We start from the raw sequence: 19,211 nt of genomic DNA on the forward strand, positions 1-19,211 counted from the left end.
TTAAATGTAAAAATACAATTGATTGTGAACTAATTGTCGTTTTGTACAATAAAATGAGAAAAATGGATAATTCTGTGTGAGCGAAATTTCGAGAAAAAGTAGTCAAAAGATAATAAGTTGGGATTAAAAGGAAAAAAATATTTCAAAAATACGAAAAAAGTGTTGTACGAATTTTCTAAATATGATAACATCTGGATATGGTAAAAATTTGAATTTATTTTAGGAGTGACGAGATGAAAGTATTTAAGATTAAAGAAATAAGGAAAAATTTAAATTTAACTATTAAAGAACTATCGATTAAAAGTGGAGTGGCAATAGGTTATTTATCAACCTTAGAAAATGATATAAAAGGAGCATCAAATCCTTCGAGAGAAGTTATGATTAAAATAGCAGATGCACTTGAAACAAGTGCAATTGAGGTTTTTTTCTAAAGAATAATACTAGAAAATTTAAATTGGGAGTTATTGAGAAGTAAATTCTTGTGAGAGGAGAAAAACTAGTGAGTCAAAATGTTAATAACATAATCTTAAGAGAATCATTAACCATTGATACTAGAGATATATCAGATTTTACAGGAGTTCCTCATTATGCAGTTTTAAGAAAACTTGATGGTGTAAAAAATAAAGATGGGACTACAAAATTTAATGGTATAGTAGAAGTTTTAAGAGATGAAAATATCTCTGTAGAAAAGTATTTCGTTGAATCTATGTATGTAGATGCTAAAGGGGAAAAAAGAAAGTGCTATTTATGTACTCGTCTTGGATGTGATTTATTAGCTAATAAATTTAATGGTCAAAAAGGCATTATATTCACTGCTAAGTATGTGGACATGTTTTACAAAATGGAAAAAGCATTAAGGCAAAATAAATATAGTTATCTTATTGATGACCCAATAGAGCGGGCAAAGAAATGGATTACCGAAGAAGAGGAAAGAAAAGTACTTCGAAGTGAGGTGTCAAAAAGCAGGGCCAAGGTTATTTTTGCTGATGCAGTTTGTAACTCTAAAAGTACAATTTTAGTTAATGAACTTGCAAAGATACTTAAGCAAAATGGGATAAACATTGGAGGACTTAGATTATTTGATTATCTCAGAGAAAATGGATATCTAGTAAAAAGAAAGGGATCAGAATATAATCTTCCAACTCAAAAATCTATGGATCTTAAGCTTTTTCAAATAAAGGAAACAATTATAAATCACGGGGATGGCAAGGTAATAGTCTCTAAAACTACTAAAATAACAGGAAAGGGCCAGAAATATTTTATAAACAAGTTCATAGGAAAAAATTATGATGGTTGTTAAATGTGCTTTTAAAACATGCCTTTATTATAATAAGGGAAAATGTAATAGAATGTGTATTGAACTCATAAGCTTTGATTATGTAGATGAAAAAAATGAGGACATTCAAGGATTGAGCTGTAAAGGTTTTAAATACAATAGTAGCTGGATGTATCAAGAATAAAAGGTCAAAGATTTGTGAGCCTGAAGATATATATATTTCTTTTGGGATCAGATATCCAGATCTTTTAATAGGTTTTTAAATATAATTGATAATTTAGAATCATATGTAAGCATATATTAGAAGGGGGTGTACTATTGAGAAGCATAGAATTTCATAAGGAAAGACAGAAGGGAATCGGTGGCTCTGATGTAGGTGCTATAATGGGAGTTAACAGACACAAAAGCATATTTGAGATATTTGCTGAGAAAATTTCTGATGACATATTGAAGGAAATTAGTTTAAAACCTTCATATAAAAATATAGCTGAAAGTGCCTATTGGGGCGAAACCTTAAAAGAAGTTAATGCTAAAGAGTATACAGTAAGGACAGGCAAAAAAGTAAGAAAAGAAAACAAGATATTAATTGATAGTGAATATAATTTTATGAGAGCAAATATAGATAGAAAAGTTATAGGTGAAAATTCAATATTAATGTGTAAGACTTCAAGTGTATTTTCAGCCAAAGAGTATGAAGGGGAAGAGATTCCAGCAAATTTTATACTTCAATGCCAGCATAATATGAGAGTTTCCGGGGCAGATAAATGCTATATAGCATCATTAATTGGTGGCCAAAGGTTTGTTATAAAAGAGATCGAGAGAGATGATGAGTTAATAAATATGATAATTGAGAAGGAGAAAGACTTTTGGTATAACCACGTTTTAAAGAGAATCCCACCTTTAATTGATGGGAGCCTTAGTGCTGCAAAATATATAGATGGTAAATATAAAAATAGTGAAAAAGGGTTAGAAGTGACGCTGCATGAAGATTATACGAATATGCTTACAGAGTATACAAAAATTAAAGATAGCATACAAAACTTAGATCAGCAGCTTAAACAAATAGAAAATAATATTAAAAATGAAATGAAAAGCGCAGAAATAGGAATTTTAGAAAAATATCGAGTTGACTGGAAGCGCATTTCTTCTAATAGGATAGATGCAAAAACTTTGAAAAATAATTATCCTGAAGTGTATAAAAATGTAATAAAAGAAATCATTTCTAGAAGATTTGAAGTTAAAGAAATATAAATAGAGATAGATAATTCAATAGTATTTCAACAATAAATTGTAGAAGAAAAAGAGTGAAATTACTCAATATAATAATTATTATGTAAACTAAACTATGACGAAAACTTGATTTCGAGTGCGGAGATAACTCAATAGGAATTAATAAGGGCACAGTAGTAAAAGGAGGTGAATTTTAGTGGGAGTTCTGATGAAATGCAAGCTCCTACTAAAGATTTTTTATGGCAACAAATAAGAGTTTAAAAAGGGATTTAAAGATTATGGCGGAAAGCGGAATCACTGGAGATAAAGAAAGTGCAGTAGATAATAATGATATAAGTATATTAAAGAATGAAGAGATTATGATAAATATTGATAATGGTTCTACAAATAAAGAGGATGAAAAAATTATTACAAATTTTAATATTTCTGAATCGCCTATAGATCAAACTAATGTTAATAAGAAATTAGCTAAAGATATTAATACGGCACAAACTTTAGAAGAGCAGGATTCTAGAGAAGATGGGATAAAAGGTCAAAACATCATAAAAGATTTAATTAATGAAGAGGAAGGCTGCAATATGAAATTTGAAATATTTAAAAAGTATATAGAACTATGCAATGAAGTTGGATTGATTCCATCATGGAGCGAATTAACAAAATTCAAAAAATATTATGTTGGGTAATACTGATAAACAGTATGTAGCTTAGAATTATGAGATAACTTACCGAAATCAAATACATTTTTGTTCCTCAGGACTATGAAAATATCGCTGAAAATACTAAATGGAAGCTTGTACCCACATTAGCTTGCTCCCAATTTCATTGTGACAAGCTAATGCGGAACAAGCCTCCATTAAGTATTTTTAGCAGCTCATTTTCAAATGCCTGCTCCATATTATGCCCCTTGTGGGTACAAAAATGTATTTGATTTCTAGTGAAGATATCCAATTAAAGTCTAACAGCTATATAAATATGTTTATCTGATAAGTCTTACCTATATTTTGTTGATTAGAAAAGAATAAGGTTACAGGGATAATTGGTGAAAGGGAGATGGATGATGAAATATGAATTATATGTTCATCATTCATTATTTTATATAAAGGGGAGAATAAAGTGAGTGATATAGCTTGGATTAAATTATATACTGGAATATTTGATGGGGAGAAGTTGAAGTTTATTGAGGTAATGGAAAATAGGGATATTATAATATGTTTGTTAATGAAATTATATATTCAGGCAGCTAAAACAAATGATAAGGGATTAATTTATTTTAATGAAAAGACTCCATATACTAATGAAATGTTTTCTATAATATTTAATAGACCATTAGGTTCTATTGAATCAGCATTTAAGGTATTAAGTGATTTTAAAATTATTGAAATATATGAGAATAACTTTATTAAAATTTGTAACTGGGAGAAGTATCAAAACATTGAGGGGATGGAAAGAACCAGAAGCTTAAATAGGAATAGAGTTAGAGATCACAGAGCTAAGAAGAAAGAAAACTGTGCTGAAGATAAAATCAAGAACAATGATTTAAATACGCAGACTAGTGAAAATTCAGCTTTAAATAATATTGAAGAAAGTAATTTGAATACACAAAGCAATGAGAAGCTTATTTCAAATAAAATTGGTGAGGGTAACTTAAATAATCTAAATAATATAGATGTGACACATACAAATGAGATTTTTTTTGAAAAGAATTGTAACGTTACTGTAACTAAGGAGATAGAGAATAAGACAAAGAATAAGAAGGAGATAAAGAAAGAGAATAAGAGTGAGATAGAGAGTAAAAGACGTAACAGTATAGAGAAAAGAGCTAATTTACTGGTAAGCAAGACAAGCAATTTCACTCAAAGTAATGACCTTGATAATGATAATTCCAAATCTCTCTCTCCTGTATCTGAAAAACAAAAAGTTTATAAAGCAGCCAATGAACTTTTGGAACATTACAAAAAGAATTCTATAAAGGTAATAGGGCTTAATTTAAATGCTCTTAAAAACTGCATATCAATTCATGGCAAGGATAATGCTAGATTTGCTATAGATAAATCCTTAGAATTAAACAAACCTAGCATGAAATATATCAATGGAATCCTAATGAATTGGAAAAGAGAAGGGTATCCAGTTCTAGATAATATGCAAGTTAGCTATAGAGCAGGAGCTTCTGGATATAAACCGTTAAGATTTAATAATTTTAAACCAAGAGATTATGACTATGATTCTTTAGAGAAAGCTCTTCTAGGATGGGATTAATTTAACCATACTTATTTCGGTAAGTTACCGCATAAGTTTAAGTTACATGTTATTTATCTAAAGTAAGGCACCAATCTTTTTTAAAACATTATTCTTCTTTAAAATTGCAGTGGAATAGCACATATTCTTAGAAAAGGCATAAGTTCTAACAGTATTATTTTTGAAAAATATAGAATTAATGAGTTCTTTTTCGCCCTCATTTAAATTGTTAAGAATCATATTTAATTTTTCTTTATCGCATTTTTGGCAAAAAGAATCTTCAAGATTAAGTTCAGTTGAAAATAAGGTACTTTCTAAATTTTCATATAAAGAAAGGGCCTCATTTCCTTCAGAACTTGAACGATTAATACTTTTTTTAATAAGGGAACTAAGTTGATTTTTTATTGCGTTAATGGCATACCCAACAAACTTATGACTTTGTGTATTATATCTATCAAGGCAGTAAAATAATATTTTATAACATTCACTTTGTATATCATTTTTATCGTATCCATTAATAAAAGTTCTTTTAGATAAACTTATAATAAATGGTTTAAATTCATTAACTAATAGTTCCTTGCTTTTTTCATCTCCAAGCTTAGATGCGGAAACTAGTTCTTCAATATAGTCATAATCCATGTAAACTCCTCCAATATAGTAAAATTAAAAGGTGTACGTTTTACAATTCTTCAAATGTAAATAAATACCTCTTAAATTGTTATATATGAATTCACTCAAATAATTACATATTTTTTTAAAAAATTATGTAGGTAAAGTGACTAATTTATGAGTTTTAACCACGAGAATTTTATCGCCGTTAAAATTATAAGGGGCATATTAAGATTTGCCTTATTATATAAAGCAAAATATTTTTCATTTATATTGAATTCAAATATCCAATGGCTAGAAAAATAAAAAAGCCATTAATAACTAAAATCTTTGAAAGTTAGGGAGCTATTGAAACTCCTAGTTTAATTAGCTATAATGTTGTTAATAATCAAAACAAAAGATAAAGAATAGGGTAAGGTTAATAGAATGAATAAAACTTTAAAGGAATTAAATCTTGAAGATGATTTTCTTTTTGCAAAGGTTATGAGCGATAAAGAAATATGCAAGGAATTATTAGAAAAGATTCTAGAAATTGAAATAGAAAAAGTAGAAATGGTTGAAGAGCAGAAAACTATAGATTTATTACTTGAAAGCAAAGGTATTAGGCTTGATGTTTATGTTAAAGATGAAAACAACACAATCTATAATGTTAAATGATGAAGCGCAGAAAATAATATTAAACACAAAGGGAATTATGAAAGATTTAAGTGATGAATTATTAGAATTCCTTGCTTATGTAGAAGATTCAAGAGATGATGTGGTAAGGCATGCTAAAGGAAATCTTATTAAAGCTATACATAAGAGAGTGCAGGAAGTTAAGAATGATATTTTAATGGAGGTGGAATTCATGACTTTATTAGAAAGAGATAGAGAAAAAATTGAAGAAGGTAAAATAGAGGGTCTAAAAGAAACTATTTTGGATAATTTGAAAGAACTAGGAAATGTGCCACGAAGTTTGATTGATTCTATAAATGAACAAAATGATATTCATATATTAAAGAGTTGGAATAAAATTTCAGTTATTGCTAAAAGCTTTGATGAATTTAAAGAGAAAATAAAATAATTATTATTTCTATAAGTGGTCAGAGTCAATAGTCATTGAAATTTATTCCCCACATCCTATTATATATGAGAAAATGGATAATGTATGGATTTTTAACCGCTACATAATTGTAGTGGTTAAAAATGATGATTTATTTTACACTCCTAAGAGCAATCTTATCTTCTTATCTATAGCCCAAAAATTCTTCTTCACTGTGCCTTAAAGTATTAGCACATCCAAATAACACTTCTATAACATCAATTTTTTACATTATTTTCCGATTTTGTTGTAAAATCTAATCCTTGTTGTTTAATTTTAAACAACATACTAGTTATATTTTTTAAATCCATATTTATTAATGTATTTTGCTTCTTTATATACTGAAACGCAAACTGGTTGTGATCTTAATCCGCACCATTGTTGTTCTTTGTTCCTTTCACTATTTTTATATATATTCATTATTCTATTTCTAGTTCTATGTATTCGTTTGTTATTGCATTTTGCATAAATTTCACCTTCTTAATTATTATATAATATCCCCTCCTAGGATAATTTACAATTCTAGCAGTAATTTTTCACCTGATAACAATATCTCTTTCATAAGATAAATTCTATAAGTTTAAAAGAATATCCTGATCTTTGCTATGTACGACCATACTTATTCGATGACTTACAAAGCTAGAAAAGTCTTTGTTGCTAATTATAGAGGGGAATGCTGAACCCAAAGCAGACTAGACGTATGTTTTAATATTTAATTTGATTTTAGTAGCACTTGATTGGTCAAGCCAATACAGATATATTAAGTTTTCCTTATAGAGAAGTTTACATCTTAAACGATTAATGAAGTGTATTATAAAACAATTTATCAAAGACTTAAAGTAAAAAACCAACTACTTTAAGACTTTTTCTTTTATGCTAACTCCTAATATCAAACAGATAAACAAATGTGTTATAATCATAATTGAGAAAATAATCTGGAAGAATAGGTTAAACTAAGAGAGAATGGAGAAATAATGAAAATTATATTTTCAGATAAATTAATAAAAAGTATTCCAAATGAGTGTTATAAGAGAGTGTTATCAGAAATAGATGATTTTTACTGTGAATATGTTTCAAGTAATTTTAATATAAGAAATATGAAAAATGGGTGGTCAATAAGAGAGATAAAAGGAACCACAAATATTGAAAAAGTTTATAAATTAAGAGTTAATATTAAGGATAGAGTAATATTTACTTTTGGAAAGTACTTAGGATTAAGAGAAGATTTTATTGATTCTATAGTATTTTTAGAGTTTTGTAATCATGATAGTCAAATAACTAGGGGAAGGAATATTAATGCTGGTGCTAGTAACGTAGCGGATTATGAAGCAGCTTTTGAAAGTTATCTTGATGAAACTTATAGTGATTATACCTATGATTGTAGCAAATCAATCAGTAGAATCATGTCTATGGATGAGATCAAAGACATGATAGAAGGAAATGATGATAGGGCTACATATTATTTAAATGAGCAACAATTTCAACTAATTAGCAGGGATATTAAACCTCTCTTTCTTTTTGGAAGTGCTGGTAGTGGTAAAACTACTATTTCAATAAATAAAGCCCACAATCTATGTGAAAGTAATATGAAAGTGGGGTATTTTACTTATTCTGATTTTTTAGTAGATGAAGCTGCTAATGTCTTTATGAAAATAGTTAAGGAAGAGAAAAAGAATATTGATGATTATAATTCAAAGATAGGTTTTTATTCAGTGAATAAATATTTATTAAAACAAGCCAAAAAGATAACAATGATATCTTTTGAGGAATTTAAAATATGGATTAATAATCATTTGAATAAAACATTGGGAAAAAGGAATATTAATCTTCAAGCAATAGATATATGGAGAGAAATAAGAGGAATTATTAAAGGATTAGTTCCTATAGATTGGATAGAAATAGAAGTTTTTTGTGAGGAATTAACTACAGAATTTATAGAATATTTGCTAGAAAATAATTTCGGCTACTTAGAAAAGACAAAAATACATATTTTAAACAGTAAATTGGCGGACTTGAACACAAATATATACTGCAATAGTAATAAGGAAGACTTTATAAATAACCTTAATATCATTTATGAAGTAATTGATAAAATTATTTGCAATAATAAGTTAATTAGTTTAGAAATATATTTAAATCTTTCAGAAAAGTACTCCATATTTGGTGGTGAAGAAAGAGAATTCATATATGATATAGCTGTAAAATATCAACAATGGCTAGAGTCTAATAATAAGATTGATGAAAATGATGTTGTACGATTTGCAATAAATAATCTATATAAAGAAGATATTTTGAAATTTGATTATGTAGTATGTGATGAAATTCAGGATTTAACAGAAATGCAAATATATTTCCTTTTTAAAATAGTAAGAAATAAGGATAATATATTGTTTTGCGGCGATTATAATCAAACCATAAATCCTACCTTTTTTGATACAGGAAGGATAGAAGCAATTTTTAAAATTTGTAACGGAAGATTTAACTTTAATAATGAAATCATAACAACTAACTATAGATCATCGAAGAATATAGTAGAGTTTTCTAATAAACTGACTGATTTAAAAATAAATAAAATCGGTGGGCATAAAAAACATGATTATAAAGAAGAATGTGTAAGAGATTATAGCAATAAGATAAAATTAATATATTCAAATAATATAAGTAAAGATATGCTATTATCTATTTCAAAAAAAAGGGCATATGTAGATGTTTTAGTTGCTGACGAAGAAGAAAAAGAAAAGATTTTAGAAAATAATAATACTAATAAGCTTGTATTCTCTGTGAGTAATTATAAAGGATTAGAAAATGAATATATAATTGGGTACAACATTCTTTCTAAGTTTAAAGATAAATGGAATGAGATATTTTCAGGGGATTTTCAAAGTAAAGAGGTGGAGTTAAGGTATTATTTTAATTTGTTTTATGTATTTATAACTAGAGCAAGAAATAATATCTGTATTATTGAAGAAGACATTTGTGAGGAGTTATTAGAATATTTCAAAGATGAAATAGAAGTATTAGATCAGTTTGATTTATCAAAGTTAGACTTAGTTATGATTTCTAATGCTGACGAGCATTACAAGAAGGCTCTAAGACTTGAGAAGAATAGGCAGTATCTTGAAGCTATTGAAGCGTATAAAAATGCAGAACTAAACTCGTTTGAATCAGATAGGGAGATTAAAAGGTGCTTGGCACTACATAAAAATCTCCAAGGTTTACATAGTGATGCAGGTGCTGAACTTATGAAAATTGGAGAGTATAAATATGCCTCAGATTGTTATATGGAGGCAGAAGATTATTTAAATGTTATTCAAGCTATGACTTTAAATAAAAATAGTTATAAAGATATGGTGAAATTACTTTCTACAGTTAATATAGAACCAATGGATGTGGTTATGAAAAATAAAAATGATAATTGGATTGGTAAATTTAACATCACATATAAAGAACATATGGATAATGAATTAGGTATCATGATAAAAGATGTAGCTGATATTAATAAAATTATTGAAGGTATAAGTGCTAGGTAATTAATTAGGATTAAATTTTACACGAAGGATAGATAGTATATGGATAACAATATTTTGCTAGAAACTACAGTTAAAACATTTGAAAATGGAATCGATGAAGTAAAAAGCCTTAAAGCATCTTTAGTAAAATTAAGTGATGTTATTAAAGAGTTATTAGAATTTAATGAAATTTTTAATTTAGATATTGATGCAATTAAATTAGATGAAGTAAAAAACATTATAGATAATATTATTTTAGAGCAGAAAAACATTTCAAAGCAATATAGAGAGTCAATGAATAAGCTAAAAAAGTCTCAAGGAAATGACTTAGACAAGCTTACTCAAGGCATGGAGAGTTTTTTAATAGACGCGGAAAATTTGAGTGATAAAATTAAAAATATCTCTCAAAGCATAAATATAGATAAAATTGAGGAGAGTTCTAAACAGGCTAATACACTTTTAGAAAGTATTAAAAATCAATATACTGAGATTGGTACAGAATTTAACAGGATAACTGATTTAGGAGATAGTATAGATGATTTAAAGAAAACAGTTGAAGAAGTAAATGAAAAAGTAAAAAGTGAAGATATAGCAGTAAAGGTATCTAATGCTCAGGATATTATAGAGGAATTTGAATTAAATTATTATAAATTGAATGAAAAATACGGAAAGTTAAATGAAGAAATATATAACCGTGGAAACAAAAATATAGAAGGCTTAATAGAATCAATAGATAAACTTAATGATAATGCAGATGAGTTTCATAATAAGCTTTTGGCTTTAGATAGTAGTTTGGAGACTGAAGAATTGCAAAATAAGTGCAAATCTTCAAGTACGCTAATTGATAAGATTTATGAAGAGATACAGTTAGATTATACAAGAATACATGATGAGTATGAAAATTTTCAAAAGATACCTATAAGCATTAAACAATTTGAAGAAACTTTAGTTGAACTTCAAAATAATTTGAGTAAAGATGAATTACAAGAAAATATGGAGAAGGTATTAAAGATTCTTGATAATTTTAATATGGAAACTCAAGAAAAAAGCACTGAGTATTTTGAGTTAAGTAAATCAGTATATGAGCAAAGTATTAAGAATATAAAAGAAATTCAAAATGCAATCGCACAAGTTGAAAAGCAAGCAGCTAAATTTCAAGTAGATACATCGGATCTTTATAACATTATGTCTTCTGAGAAATTTTTAAACATAGAAAAAGAAGTTAGCGAGCAGATGGAAGCTTTAGATAATAAGTGTTCTAATATCTCAAATAATTTGGAGAAAATGGTTAATATAGATGTTTATAAAAATAATATCACAGAGGAAGTAAAACTAAGTAGGGAATCCATTAAATCAATGGAAGAAAGAATCGCTGCATTAGAAAATAAGATTGTTTACTTAATTGATGAGAATCAAGATCTAAAGAAGCAGTATTCCCAAAAAAATAACATAGATAATGAGTTTCAAAATAAAATTTTATCTGTTATAAAAGAAAATATAAAATTGCTATCTAATGGGGGAGATCTTTCAAATCATGATGAAGAAAACACAAAAGATAAGTATGAGCTAGGACTTCAGTATCTAAAAAGATATAATGATAATGAAGATTTGAAAAAAGCCATAAAATTATTTGAAAGCTCGTCAGAACAGGGGAATGATGAATCAAGTTTTAATCTTGCAGAAATATATTATTACGGCAGAGGTGTAGAAAAAGATTATAAATTAGCATTGCAGTACTATTTAAAAGCTGCCAATAATGGACATAATAAATCAGCTGATAAGGTGATTGAAATATATGAGAATAAAGCAAACAATGGGGATAGAGCGTATAGTCATCTTTTAGGAGATGCATATATGCAAGGCAAGATAGTAAAGAGAGATATTATGAAAGCAATTAAATGGTATGAAGCAGCAGTGGAAAGAGGGAGCAAAGAAACTATAAATATACTTATGACATTGTATGAATCTTTAGCGAATAATAATGATTCCAATGCTAAATTAAGATTAGGTGAAATATATTCTGGAAACCAATGGGGAAATAAAGATAGCATTAAAGCTTTTAAATGGTATTTGTCTGCAGAAGAACAAGGTTATAGTGATGCTAAAATTAAAGCTGGACAAGTAGCCTATGATGTTGGAGAAGAAAATTTTTATTCGGATATAAATAAAGCTATACAGTGGTATAAGATTGCTGCAGAGAAAGGAAATGCTGAGGCTCAATATAAGTTAGGTGATCTGTACCATAAGGGAAAATTTGTTATTAAGGATGAAGAAAAAGCAGTTATATATTATCAGATGGCTGCGGACCAAGGACACTTATTAGCTCTCACTCAAGTAAAGATAGTAAAGCCACTCTCAAAATTCTTTAAATAAAAAGTTTTGATCTTGCCGTTTTTAGCGATGAGTTAAGCTATATAGAATTAGTAGATTTAGAGGATAAAATAAGTACAAGATTAAAGAAAGATGTAGATCTTGTGTTGCCAGAAAAGGATAATGTTTTAGTTGACAAATTTGAATTTTATTGATATTATACAATAAATATACAAATTCTATGAAGAGAATAGTAGATATTATCTTAGTATCTTAAGCGAGTAGAGGACGGTGGAAGCTCTATGAGAAAAGTTTTATTGAAGACATCTCGGAGAAGCTTATCTGAAAATATCAGTAAGATAAGACGGATTCCCCCGTTAAAAGGATTTGAGACGACTTAAGTTATGTACTTAGTCAAAGTAGAATGGTACCGTGAAGTATAGCTTTCACTTCTATAATGAAGTGGAGGCTTTTTATATTTCAATTTAAAATGAATTAAGGCCTGTTCATTTTATGTATCGTTTAAATTTAACTATGTATACTATTTATGTTAATTAGGGTGGTACCGCGGATTTTTCGCCCCTTCAGTTAAGTTTTAGCTGGAGGGGATTTTTTATATACAATTATTATAATAAATACAGCTTAGGTTGATTTTTATCTAAAGGATTGAAATAAAAATTTGTCTTTATTATCGTATATGAATATTTTAAGGAGTGAAAAAAATGCAAAGAACAATGATAAATGAATTATATAAAAAGATAAATAAAAATGTAGAAATTAAAGGATGGGTTCATAAGATTAGGAAATTAAAAGCTATAACTTTTATAATATTAAGGGATAGAACTGGTCTTGTACAGTGCGTCGTAGAAAACTCAAAAATAAAAGATATTGATATTAAGCTAGAATCTGTAGTGAGTATAAATGGAAGAGTTGGTGAAAATAATAATAAGTTAAATTCCTTTGAATTGAACATTGAAGATATAAATGTGATTTCAAGCTGCGATGAACAACTTCCTATAGAAATTAATAAGGAAAATCTAGATGTTAATTTAGATATTATGCTAAATAATAGAATGCTTAGTTTAAGACATGAAAAAGTTAATTCTATATTTAAAATACAAAATATTATAGTAGAGGGTTTTAGGAAGTTTTTAGTTCAGGAAGGCTTTACAGAAATATCAACTCCAAAGCTCGTTGAAGGAGGTGCAGAAGGAGGAACCGAAGTATTTAAGGTTCAGTATTTTGAGAAACAGGCATATTTAGCACAAAGTCCTCAATTTTATAAACAGATGATGGTAGGTGCTGGTTTTGAAAGGGTTTTTGAAATTGGTCATGTATATAGGGCAGAAGAGCATAATACTACGAGGCATTTAAATGAATATGTTAGTATGGACTTAGAAATGGGATTTATTGAAGATGAGAAGGATATAATGAGTTTAGAAGAAGAATTATTAAAATTTATTTTAAATAAGGTAAGCTCTGAAGGGGATAAATACCTTAAGTTACTCGATGTGAAAATTCCAGCTTTAGAAGATAGTATTCCTAGAATAAAGTTCAGTGAGGCCATAGAGATTTTGAAAACTAAATATAATAAAACAGACTTAGATGGGGACATGGACCCAGAAGGCGAAAAATTAATATGCAAATATGCAAAAGAAGCCTTTGGTAGTGATTTTATATTTTTAACCCATTATCCAAGAAAAAAGAGACCAATGTATACAATGCCTTGTGGAGAAAATGAAACTCACAGTTTTGACTTGCTATTTAGAGGAGTTGAAATAACTACAGGAGGCCAAAGGATTCATCAATATAATGCATTGAGAGAAAATATAAAGTACAAAGGCTTAAATCCGTCAAATTATGAAAGTTATATTGATAATTTTAAATATGGAATGCCCCCTCATGGAGGATTGGCAATAGGACTTGAAAGGATAACGGCATTATTACTTGATATAGATAATGTCAGAAAAACGACACTTATCCCACGGGATAGAACAAGACTAGTGCCATAGTGAATAATTATCTATAGCAACTGAAACAACAGAGCTATCTCTACTTTGATAAATATGTGCTTAAGTATTATCAACATCTGTATAAATTGCAATAACAAGCGTGGTATGTAAGCATATGAAAATAACCTTGAGATAAATCCTAAAAGGTTTTATTCTCAAGGTTATTTTTAAAATTCAAAGCAAAGATAACTCAAGTTTCCTAATTGATAGCTTCTATATATAACTCTAGGGGTTAATTCCAAGCTGCTGCCTAAAGCTATAAATAGAGGGACAAAATGGTCAGCAGTTGGAACTGCTAAATTTGCATGAGGCGCATCTTTTCTATAGTTATTAAGGGCATCTATATCTTTGTTTTCTATTTTGTCAATCAACCAATCATCAAACTCTTTGGCCCAAGAATCAATAGTCTTGCTATCAAAATCAACTAATCTTAGATTATGAACTGTATTTCCACTACCAAGAACTAAAATATCTTCATTAGCAAGTTCTTTAATAGCATCACCTATTTTAATTTGCTGCTCAATAGGCAGAGTATAATTTATAGAAACTTGAACAACAGGTATATCAGCTTTTGGATAAAGATGTTGCAGAAGAGTCCAAGCACCGTGATCTAAGCCTCTTGTTAAATCAGTCTTTACATCAATACCTGAATTAATTAATTTATTTTGAAGTTTTGCTGCAATAGCACTAAAACCTTTTGCAGGATATTTAATTTTATAAAGTTCTTCTGGAAATCCATAAAAATCATACATAGTATCATATATAGAATCAGAAGCAGAAATAGTAAGTGTTTCAGTTGTCCAATGAGCTGTGAACACAACTATAGCTTTTGGTTTAATAGAGTTTCCAAGGCTGTTTAAAAATTTAGTATATACGCTGTGCTCAATTGCCATCATAGGTGAACCATGAGCTAAAAATAAAGGTTTAATCATATATAAATACCTCCTCAAAATTTTTTCTTTATTCTTTGTCTAAACTATAAATTTATTTTGTTCATTGATTAAATTTTTTGTCATATTATTTAAAGTTGTTGCAGTTGTTGCTACTTCATTAGATAGATTGTACATTTCATCAGCAGAAGCGGATATTTCTTCTGATGAAGCAGATATTTCCTGAGCTATAGCTGATGTACTTTCTATTTTATTTAAAATATCTTCTTTTTCATTATCTATTTCTATAGCTGCAACATTTACAGCTTGTACTTTTGGAATCACAGTTTTAATAACATCAACTATATTTTCAAATGAGTTTATAGTTTCATTTATAACGTTAATCTGATTACTAAGATTTGTGTTCATATTAATTGTATCTTCTGTTATTACATTGGTATCACTAGATATATCAGATATTAATTTACTAATATTTTTGGATGAAGCTTTTGTTTGCTCAGCTAAAGCTTTTACTTCATTAGCTACCACTATAAAACCCTTACCAGCTTCACCAGCATTTGCTGCTTCAATAGATGCATTTAATGCTAATAAATTAGTTTGATCCGCTATTGAATTAATCATTTCTACTATGTTATTTACTTCTTTTACATTACTTCTAAAAGTAGTAATTTTATTAGATAAAGTTTTGAAGGATAAGCTTATGCTGCTTACTGCATTCATTAATAATTTCATGCTTGAACTGCTATTATTTGCAAGTTCGTTCATTGCTATTGTATTCTTATCTATATCCTTGATGTTCATTACTATATCCTCAAGTTTACTACTGAAGTTGTTTAAGATTGTTGTGATTTGTAATAGATTGTTAGCTTGAGAGTTAATTCCAATTGTTACTTCCTGCATTGAATTTGCTATATTATTAGAAGATAAAACCATGTTTTGAGATATAGTTGATAAATTGCTTGAGTTTTCATCTATTATTAAAGAACTATCCTTAGATATTTTAATCATCGATCCAATTGAGCTTTGCATTGTATTCATAGAGTTAGCCATATCGCCAATCTCATCTTTGAAGTGTAAATATTTTTCATTTATCCTATTAGTAAAATTTCCGGTAGCCAATATATTTAAAGAGTTTGAAGCATATCGGATTCTTGTAGATAGTTTATGGGAAATAATATAAATTACTAGAATTCCAATAATCATAAATAATATAGAGGTAAGTGCTATTGAGAACTTTAGAGAATCCAGTTCTGATAAAAGTTCAGATTTCTCTAAAATAACAACTACAGACCATGTTTCTTTTTCAATTGGAGCAAATCCTCCATAAGATTCTTTTCCACCAAAAGTATATAAACTTAGTCCAGTTTCACCAGCTATCATCTTTTTTTGCATATCAGCGATACCTTTTAGACTAGGATCTTTTTCGGCTTCATTGATAGAATTATATTGATTTAATGGCATACTTGGATCTTTATAAGCAATACTATTACTTTGACTGTTAATCATATAGGCACTTCCAGTTTTACCAAAAGAAATCTTCTTAATAATATCACTAAGTTCCATTCCATTTCTAACGGATACTAATACACCTATAATTGAGCCATTATTTTTTATTGGTACTGAATATTCCATTGTCATTGCAGTTTTGTCAGCATTAACTTCAGGATCATTAATAAAATTTTCGCCAGATATGGATTTTTTAAAATAAGTAGTGTTCTTTATATTATCTTGTTGCCCAGTGGTATATGTAATATTTCCATTGACATCAGCATATCCCATCTTTATACTACCATTTCTTTTTACTTCAGCCTTTAAAATAGTCATTAATTTATCAGGATCATTATTTGTTACTGAAACAACATTAGCAGTCGCTTCCATTGAATTTAATTGATTATCTAAATTAGCTTGAACTGTATTTGAAGCTTGAATAGCTATTTCAGGTAAGGTCTTTGTAATATTTGATATTAAAGCATCAGATGCATTAATATAAGAAATAATTCCAAATCCAGTACTTACTACTAAGAGTAATATACCTATCAGAACAATTAATTTTGATTTTATAGTTTTTATTAACATTATTAAGTCAGCTCCTTAACCGTTATTAACTTTTTTTTTATTGTGTCTTATATTCATTTAAATCCCTCATTTTTATAATCAAGTTCTGAGCTTTTAATAGCGATTGAGATAACTCGGATACTTCTTCATTTGAAAGAACATTAAATCTTTCTAAAAAAGCTTCTTCTTCAGCTGAAGCGACAGATAAAATAATATTTAATGACTTATTTGATAGTGAAATATAAACAATTCTTTTGTCTTTTTCATCTTTGTTTTTTATTAAATAACCAAGATTATATAAAGTATTAATACTTCTGCTTGTATTGGGTACAGATATATTTAATTTTTTGCTTATTCTTGATACTGTAGTAGTACCTTCAAAATGAATAAAATTTAATATCTTTGAAAAAAGAGGGGTGATTTCTATATTAGTTAGGTCGGGAATAAGGTCTATAAATTCAACATTAAATAAACTATAAAAATTAACCATATTTAAAATTAAATCTCGATTATCTTTTTTATTCATATAAAATCTCCTATAGTAATTATTATTATCTAAAAATAATTATAACAAAATACTTATCAAATGACAACTATTTTTACTAATTGTAATTTCATTGTTGCAAAAGAGACTGAAGGGATAGTAAGTTCTGACAAAATAAAAGCTTAAATATTTTACAATATAAAGCTGAGATTATCTTACAATAAGAAAATCTCAGCTTTAATCATTTTTTATTATTTATAATTAACAAGAACGCCTTGGTAAGGTATGGTTACTATTTTACCGGTGATATCTATAGACGCCGTTGTGCCATCAATAAGATTTTTATTATTTAATAAATTCAATCCAACTGTGTATAATGTTTTAGCAATAAAATATGGATCTTCCACAACAGTTCCAGTCATAACTCCATTTTTTATTAGTTCTCGAGCTTTTTCTATTCCATCAAAGCCGATAACTTTAACATTTTGTATATTATTTTGAAGATTGAAACCATATTTTTGTAAAGCGCTAATAGCTCCAATAGCCATGACATCATCATTAGCAATAATAAGTTCAATTTTATTTCCATAGTTTAAAAGTAAACTGCTAATTGTATTTTTTGCTTCCTCTTCGCTCCAATTACAAATTTTTGTTGCAAGTTCTTCAGTTTTAATGTTATTACTTTGTATCTCCAATAAAGAGTATTTTGTTCTCTCAAGTGCATATATATTAGTTGGAGTTCCTTCTAACATAATATATTGTATTATGTTATCATTGTTTTTATCTATTTTATCTTTATCATTCTTCCATTCATCAACAACAATACTTCCTTGTAAAATACCTCCTTCAGCAGGGTCTGGCCTAATAGAGCAAGCCTTACCATAAGACATAGTAGCAGGTATGTCAACATTACCCCAAAACATTGCCGGAATATTGCTTTGTTTAATCTTTTCAACGGCATACTTTGTATATTTGGAATCAACCATATCCAATACTATAAGATCTATATTTTTTTCAGCAAGTATTGAGTTAAGCTGCATATTTTGTATATTTTGATCTCCTTTTCCATTATAAAAAGTATAATTCACAGTGCCAGGATTTTCTTGTTCAATTTTTTCTAGACTATCTTTTACCAAAGAAGTTATAGAGATGTTGTAATTTCCTATTAACACACTGATTTTAACTGGCTGATTACTATTTTTCAATACTGGGCTACTTAAATTTTTATTATAACTTTGTAGTAGCATTGTAGATAATAGTATTAAAAAAGTAATAAATGAGGAAATTTTTTTATGGATTTCATTTTCTACTCCTAAATAAAGTTTAGTTTTTTATTAGAATAAAAATATTATATTATGCTCTCATATATTGGTGAATTCATCTCTATCAAAGAAATCACCACCATATGTCTCCATTAATTTTAGTATGTACTTTTATATTAGGTTTATACTTGAGAAATGAATCACATATAAATATGTACATATATCATTATATAAAGGTGATAAAAGCTTATATAGATA

At 27.9% G+C, this 19,211-nt stretch carries 15 protein-coding genes, 1 pseudogene and 1 other annotated feature; of the genes and pseudogenes, 10 read left to right on the forward strand and 6 right to left on the reverse strand.

Annotated elements, in window-relative coordinates; genetic code table 11:
• Positions 1 to 233 precede the first annotated feature (233 nt).
• The 6 genes from D2A34_RS19355 to D2A34_RS19380 all read left to right on the forward strand — a co-directional run bounded on the left by D2A34_RS19355 (position 234) and on the right by D2A34_RS19380 (position 4,762).
• On the forward strand, positions 234 to 431 hold the full coding sequence (locus tag D2A34_RS19355) for a helix-turn-helix domain-containing protein (RefSeq protein WP_079441537.1): 198 nt from the start codon (positions 234 to 236) through the stop codon (positions 429 to 431).
• A gap of 68 nt (positions 432 to 499) precedes the next feature.
• A complete protein-coding gene (locus tag D2A34_RS19360) occupies positions 500 to 1,300 on the forward strand; it encodes a phage antirepressor KilAC domain-containing protein (RefSeq protein WP_119367685.1) in 801 nt (266 codons plus the stop codon).
• Positions 1,287 to 1,460, forward strand: a complete 174-nt coding sequence (locus tag D2A34_RS19365; protein ID WP_139376273.1) for a DUF1540 domain-containing protein — start codon at positions 1,287 to 1,289, stop codon at positions 1,458 to 1,460. The genes D2A34_RS19360 and D2A34_RS19365 overlap by 14 nt, the downstream gene beginning before the upstream one ends.
• Positions 1,461 to 1,594: 134 nt before the next feature.
• The gene (locus tag D2A34_RS19370) at positions 1,595 to 2,527 is read left to right on the forward strand and encodes a YqaJ viral recombinase family nuclease (RefSeq protein WP_079441539.1); all 933 of its coding nucleotides are present in this window, start codon (positions 1,595 to 1,597) and stop codon (positions 2,525 to 2,527) included.
• 218 nt (positions 2,528 to 2,745) lie between these two features.
• The gene (locus D2A34_RS19375) at positions 2,746 to 3,189 is read left to right on the forward strand and encodes a hypothetical protein (RefSeq protein WP_147357750.1); all 444 of its coding nucleotides are present in this window, start codon (positions 2,746 to 2,748) and stop codon (positions 3,187 to 3,189) included.
• A 430-nt stretch (positions 3,190 to 3,619) separates the two neighbouring features.
• Positions 3,620 to 4,762, forward strand: a complete 1,143-nt coding sequence (locus D2A34_RS19380; RefSeq protein ID WP_182629430.1) for a phage replisome organizer N-terminal domain-containing protein — start codon at positions 3,620 to 3,622, stop codon at positions 4,760 to 4,762.
• Between the two features lie 57 nt (positions 4,763 to 4,819).
• Here D2A34_RS19380 and D2A34_RS19385 read toward each other — a convergent pair whose 3' ends face one another.
• Positions 4,820 to 5,380 carry a sigma-70 family RNA polymerase sigma factor gene (locus D2A34_RS19385; RefSeq protein ID WP_119367689.1) on the reverse strand — a complete coding sequence of 187 codons (561 nt, stop codon included), beginning with the start codon at positions 5,378 to 5,380 and terminating at the stop codon, positions 4,820 to 4,822.
• Positions 5,381 to 5,776: 396 nt separating this feature from the next.
• On the opposite strand from D2A34_RS19385, the pseudogene D2A34_RS19390 reads away from it, so the two are divergent.
• A pseudogene (locus D2A34_RS19390) lies at positions 5,777 to 6,413 on the forward strand (Rpn family recombination-promoting nuclease/putative transposase).
• 306 nt (positions 6,414 to 6,719) lie between these two features.
• Here D2A34_RS19390 and D2A34_RS27505 read toward each other — a convergent pair.
• Positions 6,720 to 6,851: a hypothetical protein gene (locus D2A34_RS27505; protein WP_279221640.1), complete on the reverse strand. Its 132-nt coding sequence runs from the start codon at positions 6,849 to 6,851 to the stop codon at positions 6,720 to 6,722.
• Positions 6,852 to 7,405: 554 nt separating this feature from the next.
• Here D2A34_RS27505 and D2A34_RS19395 point away from each other — a divergent pair.
• The 3 genes from D2A34_RS19395 to aspS all read left to right on the forward strand — a co-directional run bounded on the left by D2A34_RS19395 (position 7,406) and on the right by aspS (position 14,262).
• Positions 7,406 to 9,961: a UvrD-helicase domain-containing protein gene (locus D2A34_RS19395; protein WP_119367690.1), complete on the forward strand. Its 2,556-nt coding sequence runs from the start codon at positions 7,406 to 7,408 to the stop codon at positions 9,959 to 9,961.
• Between the two features lie 39 nt (positions 9,962 to 10,000).
• The gene (locus tag D2A34_RS19400) at positions 10,001 to 12,313 is read left to right on the forward strand and encodes an SEL1-like repeat protein (RefSeq protein ID WP_119367691.1); all 2,313 of its coding nucleotides are present in this window, start codon (positions 10,001 to 10,003) and stop codon (positions 12,311 to 12,313) included.
• Positions 12,314 to 12,482: 169 nt separating this feature from the next.
• Positions 12,483 to 12,707 (forward strand) — a binding site (T-box leader).
• 265 nt (positions 12,708 to 12,972) lie between these two features.
• The gene (gene aspS, locus D2A34_RS19410) at positions 12,973 to 14,262 is read left to right on the forward strand and encodes an aspartate--tRNA(Asn) ligase (RefSeq protein ID WP_119367692.1); all 1,290 of its coding nucleotides are present in this window, start codon (positions 12,973 to 12,975) and stop codon (positions 14,260 to 14,262) included.
• Positions 14,263 to 14,429: 167 nt separating this feature from the next.
• Here the strand turns inward: aspS and D2A34_RS19415 are convergent, their stop codons facing one another.
• From D2A34_RS19415 to D2A34_RS19430, 4 genes are all read right to left on the reverse strand, one after another.
• Positions 14,430 to 15,194 (reverse strand): DODA-type extradiol aromatic ring-opening family dioxygenase, encoded by a 765-nt coding sequence (locus D2A34_RS19415; protein ID WP_119367693.1) that lies wholly within the window; start codon positions 15,192 to 15,194, stop codon positions 14,430 to 14,432.
• A 39-nt stretch (positions 15,195 to 15,233) separates the two neighbouring features.
• Positions 15,234 to 17,228 carry a methyl-accepting chemotaxis protein gene (locus D2A34_RS19420; protein WP_119367694.1) on the reverse strand — a complete coding sequence of 665 codons (1,995 nt, stop codon included), beginning with the start codon at positions 17,226 to 17,228 and terminating at the stop codon, positions 15,234 to 15,236.
• Between the two features lie 37 nt (positions 17,229 to 17,265).
• On the reverse strand, positions 17,266 to 17,733 hold the full coding sequence (locus D2A34_RS19425; RefSeq protein ID WP_119367695.1) for a MarR family winged helix-turn-helix transcriptional regulator: 468 nt from the start codon (positions 17,731 to 17,733) through the stop codon (positions 17,266 to 17,268).
• Between the two features lie 209 nt (positions 17,734 to 17,942).
• Entirely contained in the window at positions 17,943 to 18,896 is a 954-nt protein-coding gene (locus D2A34_RS19430) for a substrate-binding domain-containing protein (RefSeq protein WP_243128377.1), read from the reverse strand.
• Between the last annotated feature and the right edge of the window lie 315 nt (positions 18,897 to 19,211).

Origin of the sequence: Clostridium chromiireducens, from assembly GCF_003575225.1 — a bacterium.
GTDB lineage: Bacteria > Bacillota > Clostridia > Clostridiales > Clostridiaceae > Clostridium > Clostridium chromiireducens.